The sequence below is a fragment of the Vibrio sp. BS-M-Sm-2 genome (assembly GCF_041504345.1).
In the GTDB taxonomy this organism is placed as follows: Bacteria; Pseudomonadota; Gammaproteobacteria; order Enterobacterales; family Vibrionaceae; genus Vibrio; species Vibrio satsumensis.
In genome coordinates, this window is sequence record NZ_CP167894.1 from 2,856,526 (window position 1) to 2,880,419 (window position 23,894).

Consider the following 23,894-nt stretch of genomic DNA (forward strand, 5'->3'; position numbering starts at 1 on the left):
AGGTACAAAATTTCTTAAGCATGGTTTCAATAAACGGCTTACCTCCTTCTTCGATAGGTAATACATCCAAAACCAATCGAACCAATAAAAAGAATGAGGTAAAAAAAGGCGATGCAAAAACCTCAGTTGGCCAGCCAACTAAGGTCGCAAATGCTGTCTCGCATTCCATTCGTCAAGTCAAAGAGTCTGAAATTCATAAAGCTCAGGTTCAATATGATCTTCCAGAAGGGCGTGGACGACGTGCGATGGAAGAGTATATGGATGTAATGAATCAAGCTAAAAAAGAGGAACTTGCGAAGCTTATTGGGGTCGATATTTACATCTAGCTTTGTGCTTTCATTTATCCTGTTCTAAGGACCAGCATTATGTTTTCTCTCATGTCTAAATCTCGCTTATTTTTCCTTGTTGCCTTCTCATCGTTAGTGATGGGGTGCTCATCTTTACCTGAAGAACTCAATGCAAATTCCGAACAAGTAGTGACAGACTACCAAGAGTGGGTTAATACAGTGCCTGATGCGGGTGATGTTCGTTTAGGTGGCGTGATTGCGAAAGTGACTAACTTGGAGAACAAGACTCGCGTTGAAGTGGTTAATTTACCTATTTCTAGCAGTGGTAAGCCGGATATTGATGCAGAACCAAAGGGGCGCTTTGTCGGTTACATCGATGGCTATGTTGAACCATTGAGCTTTGCTGAAGGTCGCTTAGTCACCTTAGTTGGAGCATCAAATGGTACTGAAGATGGCACCATTGGTGATTACCCTTATACCTTTCCAGTCATGAATGTCTACAACCAGCGCTTATGGCAGATCACCGAGCGAGTGGTTATTAACGACTTTGCGCCAACCTATTATTCTTGCCGCAGTTTGCACTGTCGCAGCTTCCAAACCATGCCTAAGTCAGGGCGTGTGATTCAAGATGTGGAATAGTCGAACCTAAACCCAACACACTTAACGACAAGGGCGCTATACAATCAATGATTGAAAAGTCATATTCCCTTGCGAGCGGGACGCTTGCGACACAACAGATGGGCAATCTAGAAACGACCGCTACGACGGTCGTTTTTATTCATGGGTGGTTAGATAATTCAGCCAGTTTTAATCAGGTTATGCAGCAAGTAGCCAAGTGTTCTTCTAGCGCTCACCTTGTTGCTATCGATCTCTTCGGACATGGTTTCTCATCGCACAAATCGGGAAGTTATTACCCATTTCATGATTATATTGATGACTTGCATCAGTTGGTGACCAAATTATCGCCAAACAGACTGGTACTGGTAGGACATTCACTTGGTGCATTGATAGCAAGTTGCTATAGTGCCGCCTTTCCTGAAAAGGTGTCAGGATTAATTCAAATTGAAGGTCACGGACCTCTTTCTGAAGCTCCCCAAGAAACGGTTTCTCGCTTGAGAGATGGGGTACTCAGTCGTCTTCGACAGCGAAGAAAGCCTTCACGTCCTCTAGCAAGCCTTGAGGATGCTATTAAGCTGAGAGCTCACGCCAACCAAATTAATGCTGAATTAATCGCTCCTATTGTAGAGCGAGGTATTGTCGAGCTCGATAACTCTTGGCAATGGCGATGCGACCCTAACTTAAAATGTGACTCGTTATATCGAATGTCACAGGCGCACGCTGAAGCGATTATGGCGGCTATTGAATGCCCTCAATTAATAATTTTAGGGAATGATGGATTTCGACATTTGCAGCATAATCGCTACAAATCAGTGCATAGTCCTCTGAATATAGAGACTGTTCCTGGCGGACATCATTGTCATTTAGAGAGCCCAGAGCTAGTTTCAGAGCTAATTCTTGGTGTAGTTAACAAAATTTAAACAAGTGTTTGAGCCTTTTAGTGCTCATGCACTAAAGCTGTGCTGTAATACCGCAATGATAAAAAGCGGCGAAGCAGTCGTCAGCTGATAAACGAGGAGTAACATCGTGGATAAACCTTGGCTTTCACGTTATCCAAGTGACGTACCAGAAACGATCAACCCAGATCAGTACCCATCTCTTGTAGAAATGTTTGAACAGTCGGTACAGAAGTACGCGGATCAACCTGCATTTGAGAACATGGGCTCGATTATGACATTCCGTAAGCTTGAAGAGCGCAGCCGTGCTTTTGCCGCTTACCTACAGAATGATTTGAAACTGAAGAAGGGCGATCGCGTCGCGCTAATGATGCCAAACCTACTGCAATACCCAATTGCACTATTTGGTGTATTGCGTGCCGGTATGATTGCAGTGAACGTCAACCCACTGTACACACCTCGTGAGCTTGAACATCAACTGAACGATTCTGGTGCAAAGGCGATCGTTATCGTATCTAACTTTGCGAGCACGCTAGAGAAAGTGGTGGATAACACTCCGGTTAAACACGTTGTTCTAACTAGCCTTGGGCAAATGTTGCCACGCGCTAAAGGGACAATTGTCGACTTCGTAGTGAAATACGTAAAAGGAATGGTGCCTAAGTATGATCTACCGGGTGCTATCTCATTCAGAAAAGCGCTGCACAAAGGTCGTCGTCTTCAATATGTGAAGCCGTTCATGGCGGGTGATGACATCGCGTTCCTACAGTACACGGGTGGCACAACGGGTGTAGCGAAGGGCGCAATCCTAACGCACCGCAATATGATTGCGAACGTACTTCAAGCGAAAGGGGCGTATGGTCCTGTTCTGCAAGAAGGCCGAGAGTTGGTGGTAACAGCACTGCCACTTTATCACGTGTTTGCGCTGACAGTGAACTGCTTGCTGTTTGTGGAAATGGGTGGTCGCAACCTTCTTATCACTAATCCTCGTGATATTCCTGGTTTCATTAAAGAGCTGCAAAAGGTGCCGTTTACCGCGATTACTGGCGTAAACACTCTATTCAATGCACTTGTGAATAATGAAGATTTCCACGAGTTGGATTTCAGTAACCTACGCCTATCTGTTGGCGGTGGCATGGCGGTTCAACGCTCTGTTGCTGAGCAATGGAAAAAAGCGACAGGCATTCACTTGTTAGAAGGCTATGGCTTAACCGAGTGTTCACCACTGGTAACGGGTAACCCATACGATCTTAAAGATTACACAGGCGCTATTGGCCTACCAGTACCATCAACAGAAGTTCGTATTGTTGATGATGAAGGCAAAGTGGTTGCCAATGACCAAGTGGGCGAGCTGCAAGTTCGTGGTCCTCAAGTGATGCAAGGCTACTGGCAACGTCCAGAAGCAACCAAAGAAGTGATCGACCAAGATGGTTGGTTATCTACGGGTGACATCGTTAAGTTTGATGACGAAGGCTTGCTGCACATTGTTGACCGTAAGAAAGACATGATTCTTGTGTCTGGCTTTAATGTTTACCCGAATGAGATTGAAGATGTAGTGGCACTACACGGCAAAGTGCTCGAAGTAGCGGCTATCGGTCAACCTCATGAAGTGTCTGGTGAGCTAGTGAAGATCTACGTTGTGAAGCGCGATCCTAGTCTAACCAAAGAAGACATCATCGCGCACTGTCGTGAGCACCTAACGGGTTACAAGATCCCTAAACTAGTCGAGTTCAGAGATGATCTGCCAAAGACTAACGTAGGTAAGATCTTGCGCCGCGTCCTGCGTGAAGAGAACGATGCAGAATTGGCTAAACGCGCCAGCGAATAATTAGCCAGTTTATGGGTAACCACTACTCGATAAACCATAGCACGAGCAACCATTGAGGCGCTTAATCTCAGCGAGCGCTGAAAAATGGTGTTAGAATGCCGACAGTTAATGTCGGCATTTTTGTATCCGGCGATCAAATAGAAACCAGTGAGAGTTTTTGTGGATTATCAAATCATTACCCAATTGAAAGACCTTGAGCGAGTTTGCCAACAAGCACGTGAAGCCGATGTCGTTATGCTTGATACGGAGTTCGTTCGTACAAGAACCTATTACCCTCAATTAGGCTTGATTCAGTTATTTGATGGTGAAACGCTGTCACTGATTGACCCTATTGCTCTTGGTGAAATGACACCATTTGTTGGATTGTTGAAAGATGCTTCTGTTCTGAAAGTACTGCATGCTTGCGGTGAAGATTTGGAAGTGTTCCAGAACGCATTCGGTTGTACGCCAACTCCAATGGTCGACACACAGATCATGGCGGCTTTCTTGGGTCATGGCTTATCAACGGGCTTTGCTGCTCTGGTTTCAGAGTTTGTCGGTGTCGATCTCGATAAGAGTGAATCTCGCACTGACTGGCTAGCGCGTCCGCTTTCTCAAAAGCAATTGGACTACGCTGCGGCAGATGTGCATTACCTTATGCCAATGTACAACAAGCTTCTAGAAAAAGTGATGGAAGCTGGCTGGTGGGAAGCGGCTCAACAAGAGTCTGATTTACAAGTTGCCAAGCGCATCCGTAAAGTAAATCCAGATACTGCTTACCTTGATATTAAAGGGGCATGGCAGCTTAAACCTAAGCAGCTAGCGATCTTACGACCTCTAGCAACTTGGCGTCTAAAAGAAGCAATCAAGCGCGATTTAGCGCTGAACTTTGTCTTCAAAGAGCAAGACTTATGGGCTGTGGCACGTTTTGCGATGAAAGATCCTAAGCATATGGAGCAAGAAGGTTTTGATTACCGCTCTGTGCGTCGCCATGGTGCCAAGATCAGCTCAATCGTTAAGTTGGCTGAACATACACCAGAAGAAGAGTACCCAGCACCAGTAGAACGTCTAATGGACTTCCCTGGTTACAAGCAACTGTTCAAAGTGTTGAAAGATGAAGTGAAAACTGCGTCACAACACAGTGGCTTAGCGACAGAATTTTTGGCATCTAAGAAGCAACTTAACCAAGTGTTAAGCTGGGTGTGGAAGCACGATCGTAACCCTGAGAAGCTGCCTGATGTTATGCAAGGTTGGCGTTTAGATGTGGTTGGCGAAAAGCTGAGTAAAGCGATAAAAGATAAGTAGAATTACTCTACTCCATGACTACATATCAAATAGGGTAAGCTCATTCTGGCTTACCCTATTTTTTCATTGATTAGCTGTCTTGGTCTGTGGTCTGCTTGTCTTGCTCTTGGGTGTCTGCCAATTGCTTTTCTAATTCGCGAATTCGGATTTCAGCTTCTAACTCCGCCACTCTTTTTTCTGCGTCGCTGCGATTGTCTTGAGACATTCCATCAGCCAGTACTTGATTATTCTCACTTTGGCGGGAGTCATCCAAGTCTTTCATTGAACCAGCTACACCACCGGTTACTCCGCCTATAGCTGCGCCTTGTGCAGCAAGCTTTGCATCGCCAGTTAGCGCGCCAAGTGTTGCTCCTACCAATGCGCCACCAACAGCACCTCTGTTTCTAGCAGCATTCTCATTTTCAGTGTCCAGTGCGGGTGAGCTACATCCTGTGATAAAAAGCGCCACTGAGATGAGCATGGCTTTGAGTTTATTGTTAAGGAGTGACATAAATTAATTCCTATCTGGACTGTGAATACAGGAAGAGAATACAAATGAAACATTGATGAGAGAAATGATTGTTGTTTATATGCCCGATAACCGAGAGTTATCAATTCAGCGAAGAGGGAGCTGTAAGCGGTAGGAAGTAAAGCTCACGGCTATTCGATAGTTGAGTAGCCGTGAATCAATAACTAGTAGTTGGTGAGGTCGGTGTTACTTGTCTTCTTCTGGAAGCTTAACATTCAGCTCTAATACTGAGATGTCATCATCTTTGTGTTCGAAGGTCAGATCAACCATTGATGGATCGACCTCGACGTACTTTGCAATACACTTCAAGATGTCTTCTTTCAGTTGTGGCAAGTATGACGGCGCTGGGTCGTCATGGCTGCGTCGCTCTGCAACAATGATCTGCAAACGCTCTTTGGCTAGGTTTGCAGTGGTCTTTTTCTGTGGTCTAAAAAACTCTAATAATGACATCGCGTATTAGCCCCCGAACAGTCGTTTGAAGATGCCTTTCTTCTGTTCCGTTAAGAAGCGGAAGTCAACTTGGCTACCCAGTAGTCGCTCTACAGTATCATTGTAAGCCATACCTGCGTCGGTTGCTTCATCAAAGATAACTGGCACACCCTTGTTTGATGCGTTGAGTACCGCTTGGCTCTCTGGAATCACACCCAGTAGAGAGATATGCAGGATTTCTTCAACGTCTTCAACACTTAGCATTTCACCTTGGTTTACGCGAGCCGGGTTGTAGCGAGTCAGTAGAAGGTGTGTTTTCACTGGCTCTAAGCCGTCTTCTGAACGACGAGATTTAGAGTCAAGAATACCTAGAATGCGGTCTGAATCGCGTACTGAAGATACTTCTGGGTTTGTGGTTACAATCGCTTCATCAGCGAAGTACAGCGCCATCAGAGCACCTTGCTCAATACCTGCAGGAGAATCACAGATGATGAAATCAAAGCCCATTTCATCCAATTCATCAAATACACGACGAACACCATCTTTTGTTAGTGCGTCTTTATCACGAGTTTGAGAAGCAGGAAGGATAAATAGGTTCTCTGTGCGCTTGTCTTTGATCATCGCTTGGTTCAGCGTCGCTTCGCCATTGATAACGTTAACGAAGTCGTACACAACGCGACGCTCACACCCCATGATTAAATCTAGGTTACGCAGACCGATATCAAAGTCGATAACTGCGGTTTTCTTCCCTTTTAAAGCTAGACCCGAGGCAATAGCTGCACTGGAGGTCGTTTTGCCTACCCCGCCTTTACCTGACGTTACAACGATAATGCGTGCCATTCTGTTTTCCTTTTATTTCTCTTATATTGCGAGGACATCAACGTGTAATACATCGTTTGCCATACTGAACATGGTTTTCTTCTGCCAGTACTCGCTTTCAATTTGATCGCTGAGCCAGTAATTTCCAGCAATGGAAACCAGCTCGGCTTGTAAATCATTACAAATTATTTTTGCTTCAGTTTGACCACTTGCACCTGCAATAGCACGGCCACGTAAAGTGCCACGAATATGGATGCTGCCATCGGCAATCACTTCTGCACCGGCACTTACATGACTAAGAATCAGCAAATCACCATCTTTGGCATAAACTTGCTGACCAGAACGAATTGGGGTTCGAACCACTTTAATCGGTGCTATCTTTGCCGGAGCTTGCGATGGCGACTTACTTGCTGTCATCACCGCAAAACCAGCTTCTTTGGCGAGATTTTGCATACGCTTATCAGAACAGCCAGCCACACCAACCGGGATCATGCCCGCTTGAGATATACCATTTTTCAGTTGCGCAAAATCGATATCGCCCGCGACTTTACTGATGTTGATAACAACAGGCGCGGCAGCGAAAAACGTAGGTGCTTGGTCTACTTTCTCTTGAAGAAAAGACACTGCATTTTCGACTTGATCATCGGATAAGTGCAAAACAGATAGCGTAAAGCTGCTACCTTTTAGATCTGGGTTACTAGACATCGAAAAACTACAGGACCTCAATAGCGGATTGGTACAATTTCTTTATCAATAAAATAAAGGGCATTGCCTGAAACTAGGTTTATCATGTTATATTCCCAAACCAAGCACAGCAAGTAATCTTGTTGTCAAATGGACGTTTTGTTCCCAATATTTCCCTAACATAAACTATTGATCTCGCAAGTGAGAGTTTTGTAGTCATAAACATTTAAAAAAGGTTTGTCATGCTGTGTTCTATATATAAAAGCTCGAAGAAAGAAGGAACATACCTTTATATCCCTAAGAAGGATGATTTTTCACAAGTTCCTGACGCATTGATGCAAATGTTTGGTAAACCTAGTTTTGTAATGGTAATTAAAATGGATGGTCGAAAACTGGCGCAAGTGAACATCGATAAAGTGAGAGAATCACTGAACACCGATGGTTTCTTTTTGCAGGTACCGCCTCCACCAGTTAACGAACTTGAGCTACACAAAGAGCGTAAAGCCCAACAAAAATCTCAAGACGAAGAGTGATAGTCACCTCAATTCAGGGAGGAGTGATCGTTGAGTAAATTTTCGAAAACCATGTTGGCTATGTCGGCATTACTACTGGGTAATAGTCTGACCATAAGCTCAGTACAAGCTGAAGAGCTGAGCTTCGAACAATATGTGGAAAAACTAAAGCAACAAGGCCGAGAAGAAGGCATTTCTGAAGCGATCATTGATCAAGCCTTTGATGGTGTGACGTTTAAGCCAAGAGCAGTCAAAGCCGACAAAAACCAGCCTGAAAAGAAACTGACTCTGGATGAATACATTCCACGAGCAGTGCCAGATTGGAAGGTGAAGCAGGCTAAGTCGCTCTATGAAAAACACTACACAGCGTTAAAGCGAATTGGTGATGAGTATGGTGTTCAACCAAGGTTTATTGTCGCGTTATGGGGCGTTGAGAGTAACTTTGGTAAGTTCACGGGCAATTACAGTGTTATTGATGCTCTAACAACCATGGCTTACGAAGGGCGTAGAGAAGCCTTTTTCCGTAGCGAAGCGATGGCGGCATTGAAGATTCTTGATCAAGGCCATATTGCGCCAAAAGAGATGAAAGGCTCTTGGGCTGGTGCGATGGGTCAACCTCAGTTTATGCCGAGCTCATTCTTAGCGTATGCCGCTGATGGTAACGGCGACGGTAAGAAAGACATTTGGGGCACAGAAGAAGACGTATTTGCTTCGGCGGCTAACTATCTCAGCCAATCAGGCTGGGAGGACAAATATACTTGGGGTCGTCAGGTACACGTTCCATCAACTGTTTCTATTGATATGCAAGGCCGAGACGAAGACAAAGCGAAATATCTAAAAGAGTGGTCTGAACTCGGTATTAAGCGTTATGACGATCGCCCACTACCAACGCTTGATGAAGACATCAAAGCGTGGTTGATAATGCCGGATGATGAAACCGGACGTTCGTACCTCATTTACAACAACTACAATGTGTTAATGAAGTGGAATCGTTCTTACTACTTTGCTTTGGCAGTAAGCCATCTAGCCGACAGAATTAAGTTTGATTAATCGGCCTGATTTGATTAGTAGACTTAATTTGGTTAATTGATTTAGGTCGCTTTGAATAGCATTTGGCCTACTATAGGCAAAACGAACTAAAGGACTCTTCGGAGTCCTTTTTAATTTTATATTTCAGAGACTTAAGAAGGTGGTCTTGTGCTAACAGATAGAGCTGCACAGATGGTGATATTCCATGCGTTGATCAAACACGAAGGTTTTACCAGTGCTGCAAAAAGCTTGAACGTTTCGGTGTCCCACATCAGTAAGCAGGTTGCTTTGCTTGAAGACTCCATTGGCATCAAGCTAGTACAACGAACCACACGTAGCCTAACGCTAACCGAAGCAGGAGACGTGTTCTACCAACACTGTGAGCAGCTGTTCAATACGGTAAAAGCGGCTCAAATGGATATGGACAGCCAACGTGATGATATCTCTGGAATCTTGCGCGTTGGATTGTCACAGTCATTTGGCACACTGCATATCATTCCAGCGATTGATCAACTCAGACAGCTTTATCCTCAGTTGAGAATCGAGGTCCACTTGTTCGACTATAAGGTGGACATGATTGAAGAACGCTTGGATCTTTGGATCACCAATAATGAAGACTTACCTGAAGGTTACATTGCACAGCGATTAGCAGACAGCCAGTTTGTGGTGGCAGCATCGCCCGACTACCTGATTAAAGCGGGTACTCCTCATGTGCCTTCCGATCTAATTGACCATAACTGTCTTATTTATCGCAGCCGTGAACGAGACTACACATCGTGGGCGTTTGATAACGGGCAAGAAAACCTCAGTGTCAAAGTAGCGGGCGATTACTCGGTCGATTTGGCTGAGGCAGTACGAGACGCGGCAGTATCAGGATGGGGCGTTGCTTATCTGGCGACTTACTTGGTGAAAGAAGAGTTTAGAACGGGCAAGTTGATTCAAGTATTGCCAGAGTGGCGAGCCAGTCAGCTAATGCCATTTTATGCCGTTTACCCGAGCCGAAAGAACATGCCGAAGAAGCTTTCAGCGGTGATTGAGTTCATTAAAAACCATATCGGGTCTCCGACGTATTGGGATGAAAACCTCAAAACCTGCGTTGAGCTGCACCGTTAACTGTTTCCTAATCTATAAATATAATTTCCATATGGAAAAAGTATACTTTTCGAGCAAGTTAAATCATTAAAATTCAATACTTTAATATAATCATAGATGAGACAGTGATAATCCCAACATCACATTAACAACCGCACCTTGCCGCAAACGATTTCCTCTATACAATGCGTCGCCTTTCCTATCTACAACTTTTAGGTTGACGCACATGGCTTCCCTACTTGGAATTATCACTATTTTAGTTGCCGCTTGGTTACTATCTACGGACAGAAAAAATATTCCACTAAGAACAGTCTCTTTGGCTTTCTTATTACAAATCTCATTCGCGCTATTGGTTCTGTATGTACCAATGGGTAAAGAAGCGTTGAATGCAGCCACGGGTGCGGTATCTAGCTTGATTAACTACGGTCAAGAGGGGATTAACTTCCTATTTGGTGGCCTAACGAATAACGGATTTGTTTTCGCGATTAATGTTCTTGGCATCATTATCTTTTTCTCTGCACTGATCTCTGGTTTGTACCACATTGGCTTTATGCCAAAGGTGATCAACCTTATTGGTGGTGCGCTACAGAAATTCTTGGGTACAGGCCGCGCGGAATCACTGTCTGCAACAGCGAACATCTTTGTTGGCATGATTGAAGCGCCATTGGTGGTTAAACCTTACCTAAAGCACATGACGGATTCACAACTGTTTGCTGTAATGGTGTGTGGCTTGGCTTCTGTAGCTGGTGGCACGCTAGTGGGTTATGCCTCGCTTGGCGTTGACCTAAACTTCCTGATCGCTGCGGCATTCATGTCTGCTCCTGCTGGTCTATTGATGGCCAAGATTTTGGTACCAGGTAATGCAGATGAGGCTCAAGAAAATATTGAGTCTGACGTTGAAATTCCACGAGCAACAAACGTAGTTGAGGCAATGGCAGATGGGGCTATGTCTGGACTTCGTATTGCCGTTGCGGTGGGTGCAACACTTCTTGCCTTTATCAGTGTGATTGCAATGCTGAATGGCTTGCTAGGTATCGTTGGCGGCTGGTTTGGCGTAAACCTAAGCTTCGAACTTATCCTAGGTTATGTGTTTGCACCCGTTGCATGGCTGATCGGTGTGCCATGGTCTGAGGCTGTGGTTGCAGGCTCGCTGATCGGTAACAAGATTGTCGTGAACGAGTTCGTGGCTTTCATCCAACTGATGGACGCTAAAGAGGCACTAAGTGAGCACTCACAAGCGATCGTAACTTTCGCTCTATGTGGCTTTGCTAACATCTCTACCATGGCGATTCTGATAGGTGGTTTGGGCAGCTTAGTTCCAGAGCGTCGCTCTTTCATCTCACAATATGGCTTCAAAGCAATTTGTGCAGGTGTGTTTGCTAACTTAATGAGTGCCGCTATTGCTGGCGTTGTACTTTCTCTATAGCTAACTGATCATGACTTTACTCCCCCTATAGTAAAGTAACTGATTAATCACAATAATATTCGGTTAGCGTGAAAAATAGAGCCTATAGTGTAAGAACGTAGGCTTTCTTATTTCATTGAATAGTTTGTACCACAGAGTGTGGTGCAAACCTTTTAGGGACACAAATGGATTTGTCGATTACTTCTTCTTTGGCGTTAATTGGACTCTTGTCTTTAGCTTGTCAGCTGCTCGGCTGGCGTTTACGTCTTCCCGCTATTCTTCCTCTCCTTATCGTTGGCTTGTTGTTAGGCCCTGGCCTGAATATTCTAAATCCCGATGCCATTTTCGGTGATGTGCTGTTTCCTATGATTTCGTTAGGTGTTGCTATCATCCTGTTTGAAGGGGCATTGACCCTAAATTTCAAAGAAATCAGAGGCCATGGCCGGATGGTGACTCACCTCGTGAGTTTCGGCATGTTGATTACATGGGCGTGTATCGTGGTGGGGGCATACTACTTTGTGGACTTCAGTTGGCCGTTAGCCGCACTGTTTGGTGCATTAGTCGTGGTAACTGGCCCTACTGTAATTGTGCCCATGCTACGCAGTATTCAGCCTAAATCCTCCTTAGGCAGTATCTTGCGATGGGAGGGAATCGTTATCGACCCGATAGGGGCTCTGTTTGCGGTTCTGGTTTACGAATACATTGTCTCTTCAGCCGACCCTACAGGACATGTACTTTCAGCTCTGGGATTAACCTTAGCCATTGGTTTAGGCTTAGGGGTCATCGGTGGCCATTTGATTGCCAAGATGCTGCAAGGGCATTGGGTTCCGCACTATTTGCGTAATGTGGCCGTGCTGACGTTAATGTTGGCGGCGTTCTCGTTTTCCAATGATCTGAGTGAAGAGTCCGGTTTATTAACCGTGACCATCATGGGGATCTGGCTTGCCAACGTGAAGGGCTTGGATATCGAAGACATCATCGAATTCAAAGAAACCCTAACCGTGTTGCTTATTTCTGCGTTGTTTATTCTGTTAGCGAGCAGGCTCGATTCAGGTACTTTTCTCTCGATAGGTTGGGGTGGTGTTGGCCTATTAGCGGTAGTGATGCTGGTGGCGCGTCCTTTAAGTGTATGGATCAGCGGGATCGGCACGGATCTTACTTCGGCGGATAAATGGTTTTTGAGCTGGATGGCACCGCGCGGGATCGTTGCAGCCGCGGTTTCTTCTCTGTTTGCAATCAAGCTTCAAGAGAAGCAATTAATCGAAGGCGCGGATTTACTGGTGCCAATGGTGTTCTTGGTCATCATTGGTACGGTTGTGATTCAAAGCCTTACCGCGAGTTGGTGGGCGAGAAGGCTAGGTGTGACTCAAGAGAAGGCACAAGGCGTTATCTTCTTTGGCGCGACTCAGTTTTCACGCCAGTTTGCCAAAGTGCTAGCGACACATAATATCAACAGTGTGCTTGCCGATACCAACTGGGAGAGCATTCGTTTAGCTCGCATGGAAAACTTGAATGTTTATTTTGGTAACCCAGCCTCAAGCCACGCGGAAAATAATCTGGAATTGGATGGAATAGGGCGTGCCATGATCGTGTCGCCTTATCGTCAAACCAACCCGTTAGTTAGCATGCACTATCAAGACGAGTTTGGTGAGAATAAGGTGTTTGAACTTGAGTCATCAGAGAATAAACATGAAAGGCATCAGGTGAGCCGCGATGGTAACAGAATCTTGTTTTCTGAAGGGATTACCTATTCCAAGCTTAACTCGCTGATGGCTCAGGGTAGCCAAATTAAGAGTACAGGTTTGACTGAGGCATTTGATTTAAAAGAGTTTAACGCTCTGTACCCTAAAGCCATTCCTCTTGGGATTATTATTGGCGGTGATTTCCGTTTAATTACACAAGGGTCTGAGTTGGAAAAACTCATATCAACGGAGTGTGAGCTAATTAGTTTATTACCGCCTTCTGAACAGACGGAAAAAGTTGAGACTCCAGATAAGTAGCAACGAGCACTGCATCAAAAGCGAGCCGGGCTGTTTCAAAGCGAATCTCTAAGTATCAAAAAAGCCGCAACCTTTTCACGCTGCGGCTTTCTAATTTTATTTATACTGCGCTTAAAGATTACTTCGAGTGAAATTGCTCACAAGCGATCATCGTGTTTTCGATTAGGCTTGCCACTGTCATTGGGCCAACACCGCCCGGTACAGGAGTGATGAAGCTTGCGCTTTCTTTCGCGACATCGTATTCAACGTCACCCACTAGCTTGCCAGATTCTAAACGGTTGATGCCAACATCAACCACAACAGCCCCTTTCTTAATCCAAGCACCAGGAATGAAGTTAGGCTTACCCACGGCAACCACAACAACGTCTGCTTGACGCACGTGGCCTTCAAGGTCTTTGGTGAAACGGTGACATGTCGTCGTTGTACAACCCGCTAGAAGAAGTTCTAGGGTCATTGGGCGACCTACGATGTTTGAAGCGCCAACCACAACCGCGTGCTTACCACGTAAGTCGATGTTGTAACGGTCAAGCAGCGTGATGATACCTTTTGGCGTGCAAGAGCGAAGCTTAGGCATACGCTGAGCCAAACGGCCGACATTGTATGGGTGGAAGCCATCAACGTCTTTCTCTGGCGTGATACGCTCAAGAACGTGAGTGCTATCAATGCCTGCTGGTAGAGGCAGTTGAACAAGAATACCGTCGATCTCTGGATCGTCGTTCAGTTGGTCTACCAGTGTTAACAATTCGTCTTCTGTCGCAGTGGCTGGCAAGTCGTAAGATTTAGATACGAAGCCAACTTCTTCACACGCTTTACGCTTACTTCCAACGTAAACTTGAGAAGCAGGGTCTTCACCCACTAAAACAACCGCTAGGCCCGGAGCGCGTAATCCAGCTTCAGTACGAGCTTTTACACGTGCAGCAACTTCAGAGCGAACCGTTTGAGAAATTAGCTTTCCATCAATATTTTGAGCAGTCATGAATTTCCTTAGTATTGATATTCAAGTTAGTGGCTGATGTTTTTGGCGCATTATTCCAGAAAATCTTTTTGATTACCATCAAGCAAACGTTTGCTTTGTTCTATTTTCCAACACTTATATGTTTGTTGCCCTTTTTTTACTCACTTAGATCAGAATGTTACATAAAGCCGTTGCTTTACTGATTCGAATTCGTATAATTCGTTCCTGTAGCGCGCCCTTAGCTCAGCTGGATAGAGCACCTCCCTTCTAAGGAGGTGGTCGAAGGTTCGAATCCTTCAGGGCGTGCCATTATTTAAAGGAACCCGATAACTCTCCGAGTTGTCGGGTTTTTTGCTTTCCTAACATAATAAAAATACTCTTCTTAAAGCGCCACTCATTTTCCTACGTTATTCATTTCATTCGGCTCATGTAATAGAAAGTTAAAATTGTTCGTTTTTTGGGGTTTACATCATTTGGTAATAAAGCCACTATGAATTCACGAAGAATAGACAAGTAAAGCTATTAGCCAGTTGGTTTAAGAATCAAACCTTCTGCTCAATAGCTGATTTAGAGGAAGTAATGGCAGGAAACAGTATCGGACAACATTTCCGCGTGACCACGTTCGGAGAAAGTCACGGTATCGCACTAGGATGTATCGTAGATGGGTGCCCACCAGGATTAGAAATTACCGAAGCAGACCTTCAAAGAGATTTGGATCGTCGTCGCCCTGGTACTTCTCGCTATACAACGGCTCGCCGTGAAGCGGATGAAGTGAAAATCTTATCAGGTGTATTTGAAGGCCAAACTACGGGCACTTCTATTGGTCTATTGATTGAAAATACAGACCAACGCTCTAAAGACTATTCCGAAATTAAAGACAAGTTCCGCCCAGGCCACGCTGACTATACGTATCATCAAAAGTACGGTGTGCGTGATTACCGTGGTGGTGGTCGTTCTTCAGCTCGTGAAACTGCAATGCGTGTTGCGGCAGGTGCGATTGCAAAGAAATACCTTAAGCAAGAATTTGGTGTTGAAATCCAAGCTTATCTTTCTCAAATGGGTGATATCTCAATTGATAAAGTGGATTGGAGCGAGATCGAAAACAACGCTTTCTTCTGCCCAGATGCCGACAAAGTACCTGAATTCGACCAACTGATTCGTGACTTGCTAAAAGAAGGCAACTCGATCGGTGCGAAGATTCAAGTGGTTGCGACTAAAGTGCCTGTAGGCCTTGGTGAGCCAATTTTTGATCGTTTAGATGCAGACATCGCGCACGCTCTAATGAGCATCAATGCGGTGAAAGGTGTTGAGATTGGTGATGGCTTTGATGTGGTTAATCAACGCGGTAGTGAACACCGTGACCCATTAACTCCAGAAGGTTTCAGCAGCAACCACGCTGGCGGTATCTTAGGCGGTATTTCTACGGGCCAAGATATTGTGGCAAGTATCGCGCTTAAGCCAACATCAAGCATTACCGTTCCGGGTGACACGATCACTAAAGACGGTGAAGCAACGCAGCTAATCACGAAAGGTCGTCACGATCCATGTGTTGGTATTCGTGCGGTGCCAATTGCAGAAGCGATGCTGGCGATTGTATTGCTTGATCACTTGCTACGTCACCGTGGTCAAAACTTTGGTGTGACAACTGAAACGCCAAAAATCTAATTCTGTGTATCTTTATTTAGTACGTATATGTTCTTCAATACTGAAGTTATAGATACTAAAAGGGGCTGTCTCGTTATGAGACAGCCCCTTTTTATAGTTAGTGCATTACGTGTTTTCGTAAGAGTAAGCGCTTAGTGTACCGAGCTTTCAGGATCAAGCTGGAACGAAGGTAAACGCCACTTGAATCGCACGGCCGCCATGCGCAGCAAGTAACCAACCACAAGCGTAACAATCGTCGCGGTTACGTCGTTAATGCCAAGTTCAAGCAAACCTAGGTATAAACCTGAGGCGACCAGTGCGACAGACGCATACAGCTCTTCATGCAATACCAATGGTGTTTGACGACAGATAAGGTCGCGCAGCAAACCACCAAAGACCCCGGTGACTAGCGCAGACACCATGCAGATCATTGGGTGTAGACCCATGGTCATCGCGACTTTAGTACCAATGATACTGAACACGATAAGCCCTAGAGCATCTAAACGAATGAATAAGCCTTTTAGCTTGATTACCCACTTAGCCAGCCCCGTTGTAATAACACCCGCGATACAGGTGATTGCCAGATACTGCGGGTTTTCAACCCAACCTAAAGGGTAATGGCCGAGTAAGATATCGCGTACTGTGCCACCGCCAATTGCCGTTGCACTCGCAACCAACATTACACCAAACCAATCCATTTTTTGTTTGCCAGCACTGAGAGCGCCGGTCATGGCTTCTGCCGTGATGCCAATGATATACAAAACACTTAGTAGCATTGCTGTAGCTCTATAATATAGGTCTATAAATTGGAGTCTTATAGGCCTTAGGGATATAAAAATGAAGCGCGAGTGTAGTAGTAAAAACACTGATTGACGAATGAATATTTGTACCGTGAATCGGCATTTCAGATTAGCTAAACTAATCATTCACCTCAAAGTAGCGTAATCTGGGATCAGCAATCGATTGTCACGGTAAAATATTGGGATCAACCTAATGCCATTGCCCGTGATAGGGCTTTACCGAATGCTTAAAAAAACGCAAAATGCCCCAGTTCTTTTTACTTAAATTTGATTTTATGACGCACCAATACCCAGACATCATCGATATTTTCAATCAAACCTTTTTCGAGAGCTACAATACCAAGCTTGAACTGGGTGCAGATGAGCCGATTTACCTGCCAGCCGATGAACAGGTTTCTCATCACCGTATCGTATTCGCTCGCGGCTTTTATGCGTCTGCACTTCACGAAATAGCACATTGGTGTGTGGCTGGTCCTGAGCGTCGTTTGTTGGAAGATTTTGGCTATTGGTATGAGCCTGATGGTCGAACTGAGTCGGTTCAAGCTGAGTTCGAAAAAGTAGAAATTCGCCCACAAGCGTATGAATGGATCATTGCGATGAGTGCGGGCTTTCCTTTTAATGTCAGCTGTGACAATCTACACGGCGATTTTGAGCCAGATCGTTTGGCCTTTATGAATAAAGTACACAGCGAAGTCATGGGTATCTTTAAAGCTGGTCTTCCGCCTCGCGTGAAAATGCTCTCTGAAGCATTACGCAGCTTCTACGATGTTGAACCTTTATGTACTAGCCAATTTATTGTGAAATAAGAGAATATTATGATTATCGAATTTGAAGAAAAACTACTTGAAGTAATTGATGCTCGCATTGAAAACGCATCAGACGATGAACTGTTTGCTGGTGGTTACTTACGTGGTCATATTTCTCTTTCTGTGGCTTCATGTGAAGAAGAAGGCATTGAAGATGTGGCTGAAGTAAAAGCTCGCATTGAAAAGAGCCTAGACGACGCTCGCTCTGAACTCACGCCAGCAGACCGCACTATCGTTAATGACCTTTGGGTTGAGCTACAAAACCAAGCTTAATCTAAGTGCGTTGAGACTATCCGCTCAGTCCCTTCCTTTCCATTTTGCTGAGCGAATAGTTATACCAATCGTAGTAAATCACAGGTCACCCTGGCTGGTTAAAATTCTCGATAACTGCGTTAGAATTTTTGATTGTAGAATAACTACTTATCGAAAAACCTTCCTTGTTCTCACGCCTTTTCCCTGCGTTATTTTTGAACACTTACTTATCGTGATTGGTATTATTTGAAACTCGTTCGAAATTTTTGAATGAGTCCGTTCATTTCTTGTGATGGTTCCATTTTCTGACTACGTTATTCTAATCCCACTTAACGGAATTACAGAAAAGGTCACATCATGAAAGTTATCGCATTTGGCGCAAGCACCAGCTCTACTTCTATCAATAAAGCATTAGCAACTTACGCAGCAAACTTGATTGAAGGTGCTGAAGTAAAAGTTCTAAATATTGCTGATTATAATGTTCCTATGTTCAGTGAAGACACTGAAAAAGAGATAGGCCAAGCAGAAGGCGCGCAAGCATTTTTACGTGACCTAGCAGAAGCTGACGCATTTGTTATCTCTTTTGCAGAACATAACGGTCACTACCCAGCCGCGTACAAAAATCTATTTGATTGGGCGACACGCATTGAACGTTCAGTGTTTGGCGAGAAGCCTGCAGTTTACCTAGCAACTTCACCTGGCCCAGGTGGTGCACAAACAGTACTTGGCGCAGCAACTGGTTCTGCTCCGCACTTTGGCGGTAACGTGAAAGCGTCAGTTTCAGTACCAAGTTTCTACGATAACTTCGATTTCGAATCTGGGTCTATCAGCAACAAAGAGATCGCCCAACAGATTAAAGACGCTGTTGCTAAGCTGTAAATACTGCTTCGTTTAGAACATCAGTTTAGAGCAACACGAACAACAAAAAGCCCGAGTGACATAATGTCGCTCGGGCTTTTTAGCTTTTAGTTTTAGATATTTCAGATGTTCAGGATGGCTGAACTAGAAACTACGGATTCGATTTAGAATGCTTGTCAGCAACCCATCCAGCCGTTAGTGCCTTGCCTTTACGCAGTCTACGCACCCACATTCTGCTTGGGTGGATGGCTTCTAGTACATCGACAGGTAAAGGCAGTGGATCGCCACAAATTTGTGACGCTAAAACCTCTGCCAGTAATGGAGCTGAGCTGAGCCCTCGCGAACCTAAACCGATAAAACAGTATAGGTTAGGGAAGCTTGTTACCGTTTCAACATCCTCAACCGAGTCACGCTGAGGGTTGAAGTTGTGCAGGTCTTGGTATTGCTCTTTGATTGATTCGAAATTGCCGACATTGCCGACAAAGGGTAAGTGGTCACGGCTTACGCTTCGAATCCCTTGGCGCGCTAGGTTGTCACTGGTGTCGACATCTTTTGTCCATGCTTGGTCTGGTAGCGACCCATGCAGGCGCTCGCCATTGTGCTGCTGAACCTCAATATCAAACTCTTGGTCGATGTTGGTTTTGTCATAGTTGGCGCCAATACAGTGGTGTCCATTGTTTGGGTTTTGTGGCGTTAAGTAGCCATCAAAGCACAACACTGTTTTGAGTTTACTGAGATTTTCCGTGGTCGGAATATGGCTTACTTGGCCTTTAACCGGAGTCAGTGGAACTGGCTGAGTTTGTTCAAACTGAGTGAACTTGTGTCCGTTCGCGACAATTACTTGGTCGTGCTTGGTTTGAATCTCACCTTGTGGTGCTTCAATCGTCAACAACCATTGTTGTTCAGCTTCGAGCCACTCAAGTTGAGTCACTTGATGTTGATAGTGTGCGCTCACTTGGTTGCTCTCTTCTAACTTGCCAATCAAACCTTGAGTAAGTTGAAGAGGGCTCAACCAGCCCCCCAGTGGAAAGTAAACACTCTCTTTATCGACCGGTAAGCCAATCTCTTCGTTGGCTTGGTCTGGCGTTAAACGCTGAATCAGGTCTGTGTGAAAGTTGCCTTCCAACATGCGGTTGAGCTTTTTAGTGGAGCCTTCGTCCCACATCAAAATGTTTACGCCGCACCAGCTGTGATCAAATTGGACAGACTGCGCCGCTTGATTAATAAATTGACGAGCAAACAGTAACCCTGGGCCAAATATGCGAGATACGTTCGAGGTTGCTTCACTTAACAACGGGTAAATCGCACCTTGGTTGTTACCTGAGGCATTGCCCGCAGCTTGTGGGTGTTCACAATAAAGGGTGATGTTTTTACCACGACGGCTTAGCGTTTTGGCTAATGCAGCACTGGCTACGCCACCACCAATAATCGCAATGTCCTGTGATTCTCTGTGTTGAGCGAGGCCATACCAAGGTTTGATGTTGGTATGAGGGTGCTTCTCGCCAAGTCGACCAGCAATCATTTCGCGCTTAGTACCAAAGCCTTTAACCTTCTTCATCTCAAAGCCAGCTTCAATCAAACCGCGACGCACAAAGCCAGCGGCGGTGAAAGTGGCGCAACTACAATCTTGTTTAGCCAGCTTGGCCATGCCGTTGAATAGGTTTTGATTCCACATCCCTGGGTTCTTGCTTGGAGCAAAACCGTCTAAGAACCAAGCATCAACTAAACCTTCACGTGGGGTAGGCACATTTGGCATACAATCTTTAATATCACCAAACCATAAATCAAGCGTGATCGCGCCATCACCCAGCACAATACGGTGACATTCAGGTAGGGCTATAGGGTAGTGTTCTTGGAGTTGCGTCGCATACTCTGCCAATTCTGGCCATGATTGATGTGCTTTGATGAGATCCTCTTTATTTAAAGGATATTTTTCAAAACTGATGAAATGTAACTCTTTGGTCATCGCTTGTGGGTTATCTTTAATAAAAGCATCGAACCATTGCCAAACTGCAAGAAAGTTCAAACCTGTGCCAAAGCCGGTTTCGGCAATCACAAAACGGCGTTGTTCATGCTCAAGCCAACGCTCTGGAAGGTGGTTTTGCTTTAAAAAAACGTAGCGAGTTTCTTCTAAACCGTTAACATTAGAGAAGTAAACGTCGTCAAATTGGTCTGAAACTGGTGTACCAGACTCATTCCATTCCAGTTCTGCATTAGTAATTGAAGTCATAAAATCTATCATTTTGTGATTTGAAGCGATATGTTGGTAGGGATTGTACGAATTTCTAGGAAAGCTGACCACTTTTGTTAGGCTTCTTAGTTATCATCTAGCTGAATTTAGAATTATAGGAATGTCACATGAAACGAGTCGTAATCACCGGTATGGGTATTGTTTCAAGTATCGGTAACAACGTCGAAGAAGTTTTAGCATCACTGAAAGAGGGTAAATCTGGTATTACCGCTTCAGAGCAGTTCAAGGAAAATGGCTTGCGCTCTCAAGTTTGGGGTAACCTAAAAATGAACCCTGCTGACCATATTGATCGCAAAAAGATGCGCTTTATGGGTGATGCAGCGGCATTCGCTTATCTTTCAATGGAGCAAGCAATTGCTGATTCTGGTTTAACTGAAGATCAAGTATCTAATGACCGCACGGGTATCGTTGCGGGTTCTGGTGGTGCTTCATCTCTAAACCAAGTAAACGCGGTAGACATCATTCGTGAGAAAGGCGTGAAGCGCGTTGGTCCATACATGGTGCCACGTACAATGGCTTCTACTGTTTCTGCTTGTCTAGCAACTCCTTTCAAAATCCGTGGTGTGAACTACTCTATGAGCTCTGCATGTGCGACATCTGCACACTGTATTGGTCACGCAATGGAGCTTATCCAACTTGGTAAGCAAGACGTTGTATTCGCTGGTGGCGGTGAAGAACTGGATTGGTCTCTGACTATGATGTTCGACGCAATGGGCGCACTTTCTACTAAGTACAACGACACGCCAGAACTGGCTTCTCGTACCTACGATGCAGACCGTGATGGTTTCGTTATCTCTGGTGGCGGCGGCATGCTAGTTATCGAAGAACTTGAGCACGCTGTTGCTCGTGGCGCGAAAATTTACGGCGAGATCGTAGGTTACGGCGCAACTTCAGATGGCTACGACATGGTTGCTCCTTCTGGTGAAGGTGCGGTTCGTTGTATGAAGATGGCAATGCAAAACGTTGATGGTGTTGACTACGTGAACACTCACGGTACTTCAACTCCAGTTGGCGACGTTAAAGAACTTGGCGCAATCCAAGAAGTCTTTGGTGGTAACAGCCCAGCAATTTCCGCAACGAAAGCGATGACAGGTCACGCTCTAGGTGCTGCTGGTGTACACGAAGCAATTTACTCAACGCTAATGCTAGACAATGGCTTTATTGCTCCAAGCATTAACGTTTCTAACCTAGACGAAGCTGCTGCTGGCTTAGACATCGTAACTGAAGCTCGTGAGCAAGAGCTAACAACGGTTATGTCTAACAGCTTTGGTTTTGGCGGTACGAACGCAACGCTAGTAATCAAAAAATACCAAGCTTAACTTAGGCTTGAGTTAGAGAGACAAGGTTAATCGTTAAAGGGTTGCGCTAGTGCCAATTCAACACGCACAGGTCACCCAGTAATAATGACCATCAGAACAAAGTTTTTAGACGTAGGTTTGTAAACGTGTTTTTTAAACATAGTTTTTAAATCTGGTTTTAGAAATTGAAAGGTTTCCAGAGCTTGACCAGTGCTGACCTTGGTTAGTACTGGTTGAACAGACGCAAGACTCTGTCTCCTGGAGAGCGAGATAGGATCCTTTTGTTCTGGATGTTTGCCCGATTGTTTATTCAATCGGGCATTTTTCGTTTTAGCCTTTTGATGTTGGGTGTTCACTTTGGTTTCGGTTCTTGTCTGTCAAGGCTAGGTGATTCAGCCCTTTATTTATAATGTATTCCAATTGCTACTCGACACCGTGTGTGGAATTTTGCACAATCATTTCAATTCACATTTAGGTCGATAGACCCCAACAAAAGTACTCGCCAAATGAAAATCTTAATCGACGAAAATATGCCTTACGCTGAAGCGCTTTTTAGCCAGTTAGGTGAAGTGACAATGAAGTCTGGTCGCACATTAACGGCCGACGACCTAGTTGACGTAGACGCATTGATGATTCGCTCTGTTACCAAGGTAAACGAGTCATTGATCAGCAAAGCCAATAAGCTGAAGTTTGTCGGTACTGCGACGGCTGGTATGGACCATGTTGACCAAGAATTGATGAAAGAGCGTGGCATTTTCTTTACTGCGGCGCCTGGCTGTAACAAGGTGGGTGTTGCTGAGTACGCGTTCAGTGCGATGATGGTGCTTGCGCAGCAACAAGGCTTCTCTGTTTTTGATAAAACGGTTGGTATTATCGGCTGTGGTCAAGTGGGCAGTTACTTAGCTAAGTGCCTAGAAGGCATTGGTATTAAAGTTCTGCTGAACGATCCTCTAAAACAGCAAGAGGGTGATACTCGCGAATTTACTGAGCTAGAGACTCTGCTTGAGCAATCAGACGTTATTACATTGCATACACCCATCACCAAGACAGGTGAGTTTCCAACGCATCACTTGATCAATGAGCAAGTGCTGAACAACTTACGTGCTGATCAAATCCTGATTAATGCAGCTCGCGGTCCTGTGGTTGATAACCAAGCGCTAAAAGCTCGCCTGCAAAAAGCCGACGGTTTCACTGCGGTTCTGGATGTGTTTGAATTTGAACCTGAAGTCGACTTCGAGCTTCTTCCGTTACTCGCTTTTGCAACTCCTCACGTAGCGGGCTACGGTTTAGAGGGTAAAGCGCGTGGTACCACGATGATCTTCAACAGTTATTGTGAGTTTTTAGGTAAGGAACAGCGTGCTTATGCAAGCGACTTATTGCCGACAGCGCCTGTACCTCAAATGAAATTAGATAGAGCTTGGGATGAAGCAACACTGCACAATTTGACTCAGTTGATCTATGATGTGCGCAAAGACGACGCCTTATTCCGTCGCAATATCGCTACGCCGGGTTCTTTTGACAAGATGCGTAAAGAATATTGGGACCGTAGAGAGTACAGTGCAGTCGAGTTAACGGGCGACGAATCTTGTAATTTAACGCCGTTATCTAAACTCGGTTTTATGGTAAAGCCAACTTTATAAAA

Annotated in this window: 23 protein-coding genes and 1 tRNA gene; 17 read left to right on the plus strand and 7 right to left on the minus strand. The window is 45.0% G+C overall.

Annotated elements, in window-relative coordinates; translation table 11 throughout:
• The first annotated feature begins 20 nt into the window (after positions 1-20).
• From AB8613_RS13185 to rnd, 5 genes are all read left to right on the plus strand, one after another.
• Positions 21-326, plus strand: coding sequence for a hypothetical protein (locus AB8613_RS13185; RefSeq protein ID WP_017074520.1), 306 nt, complete (start codon positions 21-23; stop codon positions 324-326).
• A gap of 39 nt (positions 327-365) precedes the next feature.
• Positions 366-926, plus strand: a complete 561-nt coding sequence (locus AB8613_RS13190) for a Slp family lipoprotein (RefSeq protein WP_146492295.1) — start codon at positions 366-368, stop codon at positions 924-926.
• Between the two features lie 47 nt (positions 927-973).
• The gene (locus AB8613_RS13195) at positions 974-1,825 is read left to right on the plus strand and encodes an alpha/beta fold hydrolase (protein WP_146492294.1); all 852 of its coding nucleotides are present in this window, start codon (positions 974-976) and stop codon (positions 1,823-1,825) included.
• Positions 1,826-1,931: 106 nt separating this feature from the next.
• Positions 1,932-3,626, plus strand: a complete 1,695-nt coding sequence (gene fadD, locus AB8613_RS13200; RefSeq protein WP_146492293.1) for a long-chain-fatty-acid--CoA ligase FadD — start codon at positions 1,932-1,934, stop codon at positions 3,624-3,626.
• A 159-nt stretch (positions 3,627-3,785) separates the two neighbouring features.
• Positions 3,786-4,910, plus strand: coding sequence for a ribonuclease D (rnd, locus tag AB8613_RS13205; RefSeq protein ID WP_060982231.1), 1,125 nt, complete (start codon positions 3,786-3,788; stop codon positions 4,908-4,910).
• A gap of 70 nt (positions 4,911-4,980) precedes the next feature.
• Here rnd and AB8613_RS13210 read toward each other — a convergent pair whose 3' ends face one another.
• The 4 genes from AB8613_RS13210 to minC all read right to left on the minus strand — a co-directional run bounded on the left by AB8613_RS13210 (position 4,981) and on the right by minC (position 7,371).
• A complete protein-coding gene (locus AB8613_RS13210) occupies positions 4,981-5,400 on the minus strand; it encodes a glycine zipper domain-containing protein (protein WP_285953158.1) in 420 nt (139 codons plus the stop codon).
• Between the two features lie 204 nt (positions 5,401-5,604).
• Positions 5,605-5,868: a cell division topological specificity factor MinE gene (minE, locus tag AB8613_RS13215; protein WP_060982233.1), complete on the minus strand. Its 264-nt coding sequence runs from the start codon at positions 5,866-5,868 to the stop codon at positions 5,605-5,607.
• A 6-nt stretch (positions 5,869-5,874) separates the two neighbouring features.
• A complete protein-coding gene (minD, locus tag AB8613_RS13220; protein ID WP_008221225.1) occupies positions 5,875-6,687 on the minus strand; it encodes a septum site-determining protein MinD in 813 nt (270 codons plus the stop codon).
• 21 nt (positions 6,688-6,708) lie between these two features.
• Positions 6,709-7,371 (minus strand): septum site-determining protein MinC, encoded by a 663-nt coding sequence (minC, locus tag AB8613_RS13225; protein ID WP_146492292.1) that lies wholly within the window; start codon positions 7,369-7,371, stop codon positions 6,709-6,711.
• Between the two features lie 221 nt (positions 7,372-7,592).
• Between minC and AB8613_RS13230 the strand changes: the two genes are divergently transcribed.
• The 5 genes from AB8613_RS13230 (at position 7,593) to AB8613_RS13250 (ending at position 13,388) form a co-directional block, all read left to right on the plus strand.
• A complete protein-coding gene (locus tag AB8613_RS13230; protein WP_060982235.1) occupies positions 7,593-7,883 on the plus strand; it encodes a YcgL domain-containing protein in 291 nt (96 codons plus the stop codon).
• Positions 7,884-7,913: 30 nt separating this feature from the next.
• Positions 7,914-8,912 carry a lytic transglycosylase domain-containing protein gene (locus tag AB8613_RS13235; protein ID WP_372383927.1) on the plus strand — a complete coding sequence of 333 codons (999 nt, stop codon included), beginning with the start codon at positions 7,914-7,916 and terminating at the stop codon, positions 8,910-8,912.
• 171 nt (positions 8,913-9,083) lie between these two features.
• A complete protein-coding gene (locus AB8613_RS13240) occupies positions 9,084-10,004 on the plus strand; it encodes a LysR family transcriptional regulator (RefSeq protein WP_285953272.1) in 921 nt (306 codons plus the stop codon).
• Between the two features lie 205 nt (positions 10,005-10,209).
• The gene (locus AB8613_RS13245; protein ID WP_285953161.1) at positions 10,210-11,409 is read left to right on the plus strand and encodes a NupC/NupG family nucleoside CNT transporter; all 1,200 of its coding nucleotides are present in this window, start codon (positions 10,210-10,212) and stop codon (positions 11,407-11,409) included.
• Positions 11,410-11,573: 164 nt separating this feature from the next.
• Positions 11,574-13,388 (plus strand): cation:proton antiporter, encoded by a 1,815-nt coding sequence (locus AB8613_RS13250; RefSeq protein WP_372383928.1) that lies wholly within the window; start codon positions 11,574-11,576, stop codon positions 13,386-13,388.
• A 118-nt stretch (positions 13,389-13,506) separates the two neighbouring features.
• On the opposite strand, the gene folD is transcribed toward AB8613_RS13250, so the two are convergent.
• Complete coding sequence (folD, locus tag AB8613_RS13255; protein ID WP_017062367.1) at positions 13,507-14,364, minus strand: bifunctional methylenetetrahydrofolate dehydrogenase/methenyltetrahydrofolate cyclohydrolase FolD; 858 nt, start codon at positions 14,362-14,364, stop codon at positions 13,507-13,509.
• 211 nt (positions 14,365-14,575) lie between these two features.
• Here folD and AB8613_RS13260 point away from each other — a divergent pair.
• Both AB8613_RS13260 and aroC read left to right on the plus strand, forming a co-directional pair.
• A tRNA-Arg gene (locus AB8613_RS13260) sits at positions 14,576-14,652 on the plus strand.
• 270 nt (positions 14,653-14,922) lie between these two features.
• Complete coding sequence (gene aroC / locus AB8613_RS13265) at positions 14,923-16,008, plus strand: chorismate synthase (protein WP_060982239.1); 1,086 nt, start codon at positions 14,923-14,925, stop codon at positions 16,006-16,008.
• Positions 16,009-16,139: 131 nt separating this feature from the next.
• On the opposite strand, the gene AB8613_RS13270 is transcribed toward aroC, so the two are convergent.
• Complete coding sequence (locus AB8613_RS13270; RefSeq protein WP_004734183.1) at positions 16,140-16,763, minus strand: trimeric intracellular cation channel family protein; 624 nt, start codon at positions 16,761-16,763, stop codon at positions 16,140-16,142.
• Positions 16,764-17,062: 299 nt separating this feature from the next.
• Between AB8613_RS13270 and AB8613_RS13275 the strand changes: the two genes are divergently transcribed.
• From AB8613_RS13275 to AB8613_RS13285, 3 genes are all read left to right on the plus strand, one after another.
• Positions 17,063-17,593: an elongation factor P hydroxylase gene (locus tag AB8613_RS13275; RefSeq protein ID WP_372383929.1), complete on the plus strand. Its 531-nt coding sequence runs from the start codon at positions 17,063-17,065 to the stop codon at positions 17,591-17,593.
• 9 nt (positions 17,594-17,602) lie between these two features.
• Entirely contained in the window at positions 17,603-17,866 is a 264-nt protein-coding gene (locus AB8613_RS13280) for a YfcL family protein (RefSeq protein ID WP_017632537.1), read from the plus strand.
• Positions 17,867-18,202: 336 nt separating this feature from the next.
• On the plus strand, positions 18,203-18,724 hold the full coding sequence (locus tag AB8613_RS13285) for an NADPH-dependent FMN reductase (protein WP_372383930.1): 522 nt from the start codon (positions 18,203-18,205) through the stop codon (positions 18,722-18,724).
• Positions 18,725-18,854: 130 nt separating this feature from the next.
• Here the strand turns inward: AB8613_RS13285 and mnmC are convergent, their stop codons facing one another.
• Positions 18,855-20,933, minus strand: coding sequence for a bifunctional tRNA (5-methylaminomethyl-2-thiouridine)(34)-methyltransferase MnmD/FAD-dependent 5-carboxymethylaminomethyl-2-thiouridine(34) oxidoreductase MnmC (gene mnmC / locus AB8613_RS13290; RefSeq protein WP_372383931.1), 2,079 nt, complete (start codon positions 20,931-20,933; stop codon positions 18,855-18,857).
• Between the two features lie 128 nt (positions 20,934-21,061).
• On the opposite strand from mnmC, the gene fabB reads away from it, so the two are divergent.
• Both fabB and AB8613_RS13300 read left to right on the plus strand, forming a co-directional pair.
• Entirely contained in the window at positions 21,062-22,273 is a 1,212-nt protein-coding gene (gene fabB, locus AB8613_RS13295; RefSeq protein WP_048660829.1) for a beta-ketoacyl-ACP synthase I, read from the plus strand.
• A 485-nt stretch (positions 22,274-22,758) separates the two neighbouring features.
• Entirely contained in the window at positions 22,759-23,892 is a 1,134-nt protein-coding gene (locus AB8613_RS13300; protein ID WP_372383932.1) for a 4-phosphoerythronate dehydrogenase, read from the plus strand.
• Positions 23,893-23,894 lie beyond the last annotated feature (2 nt).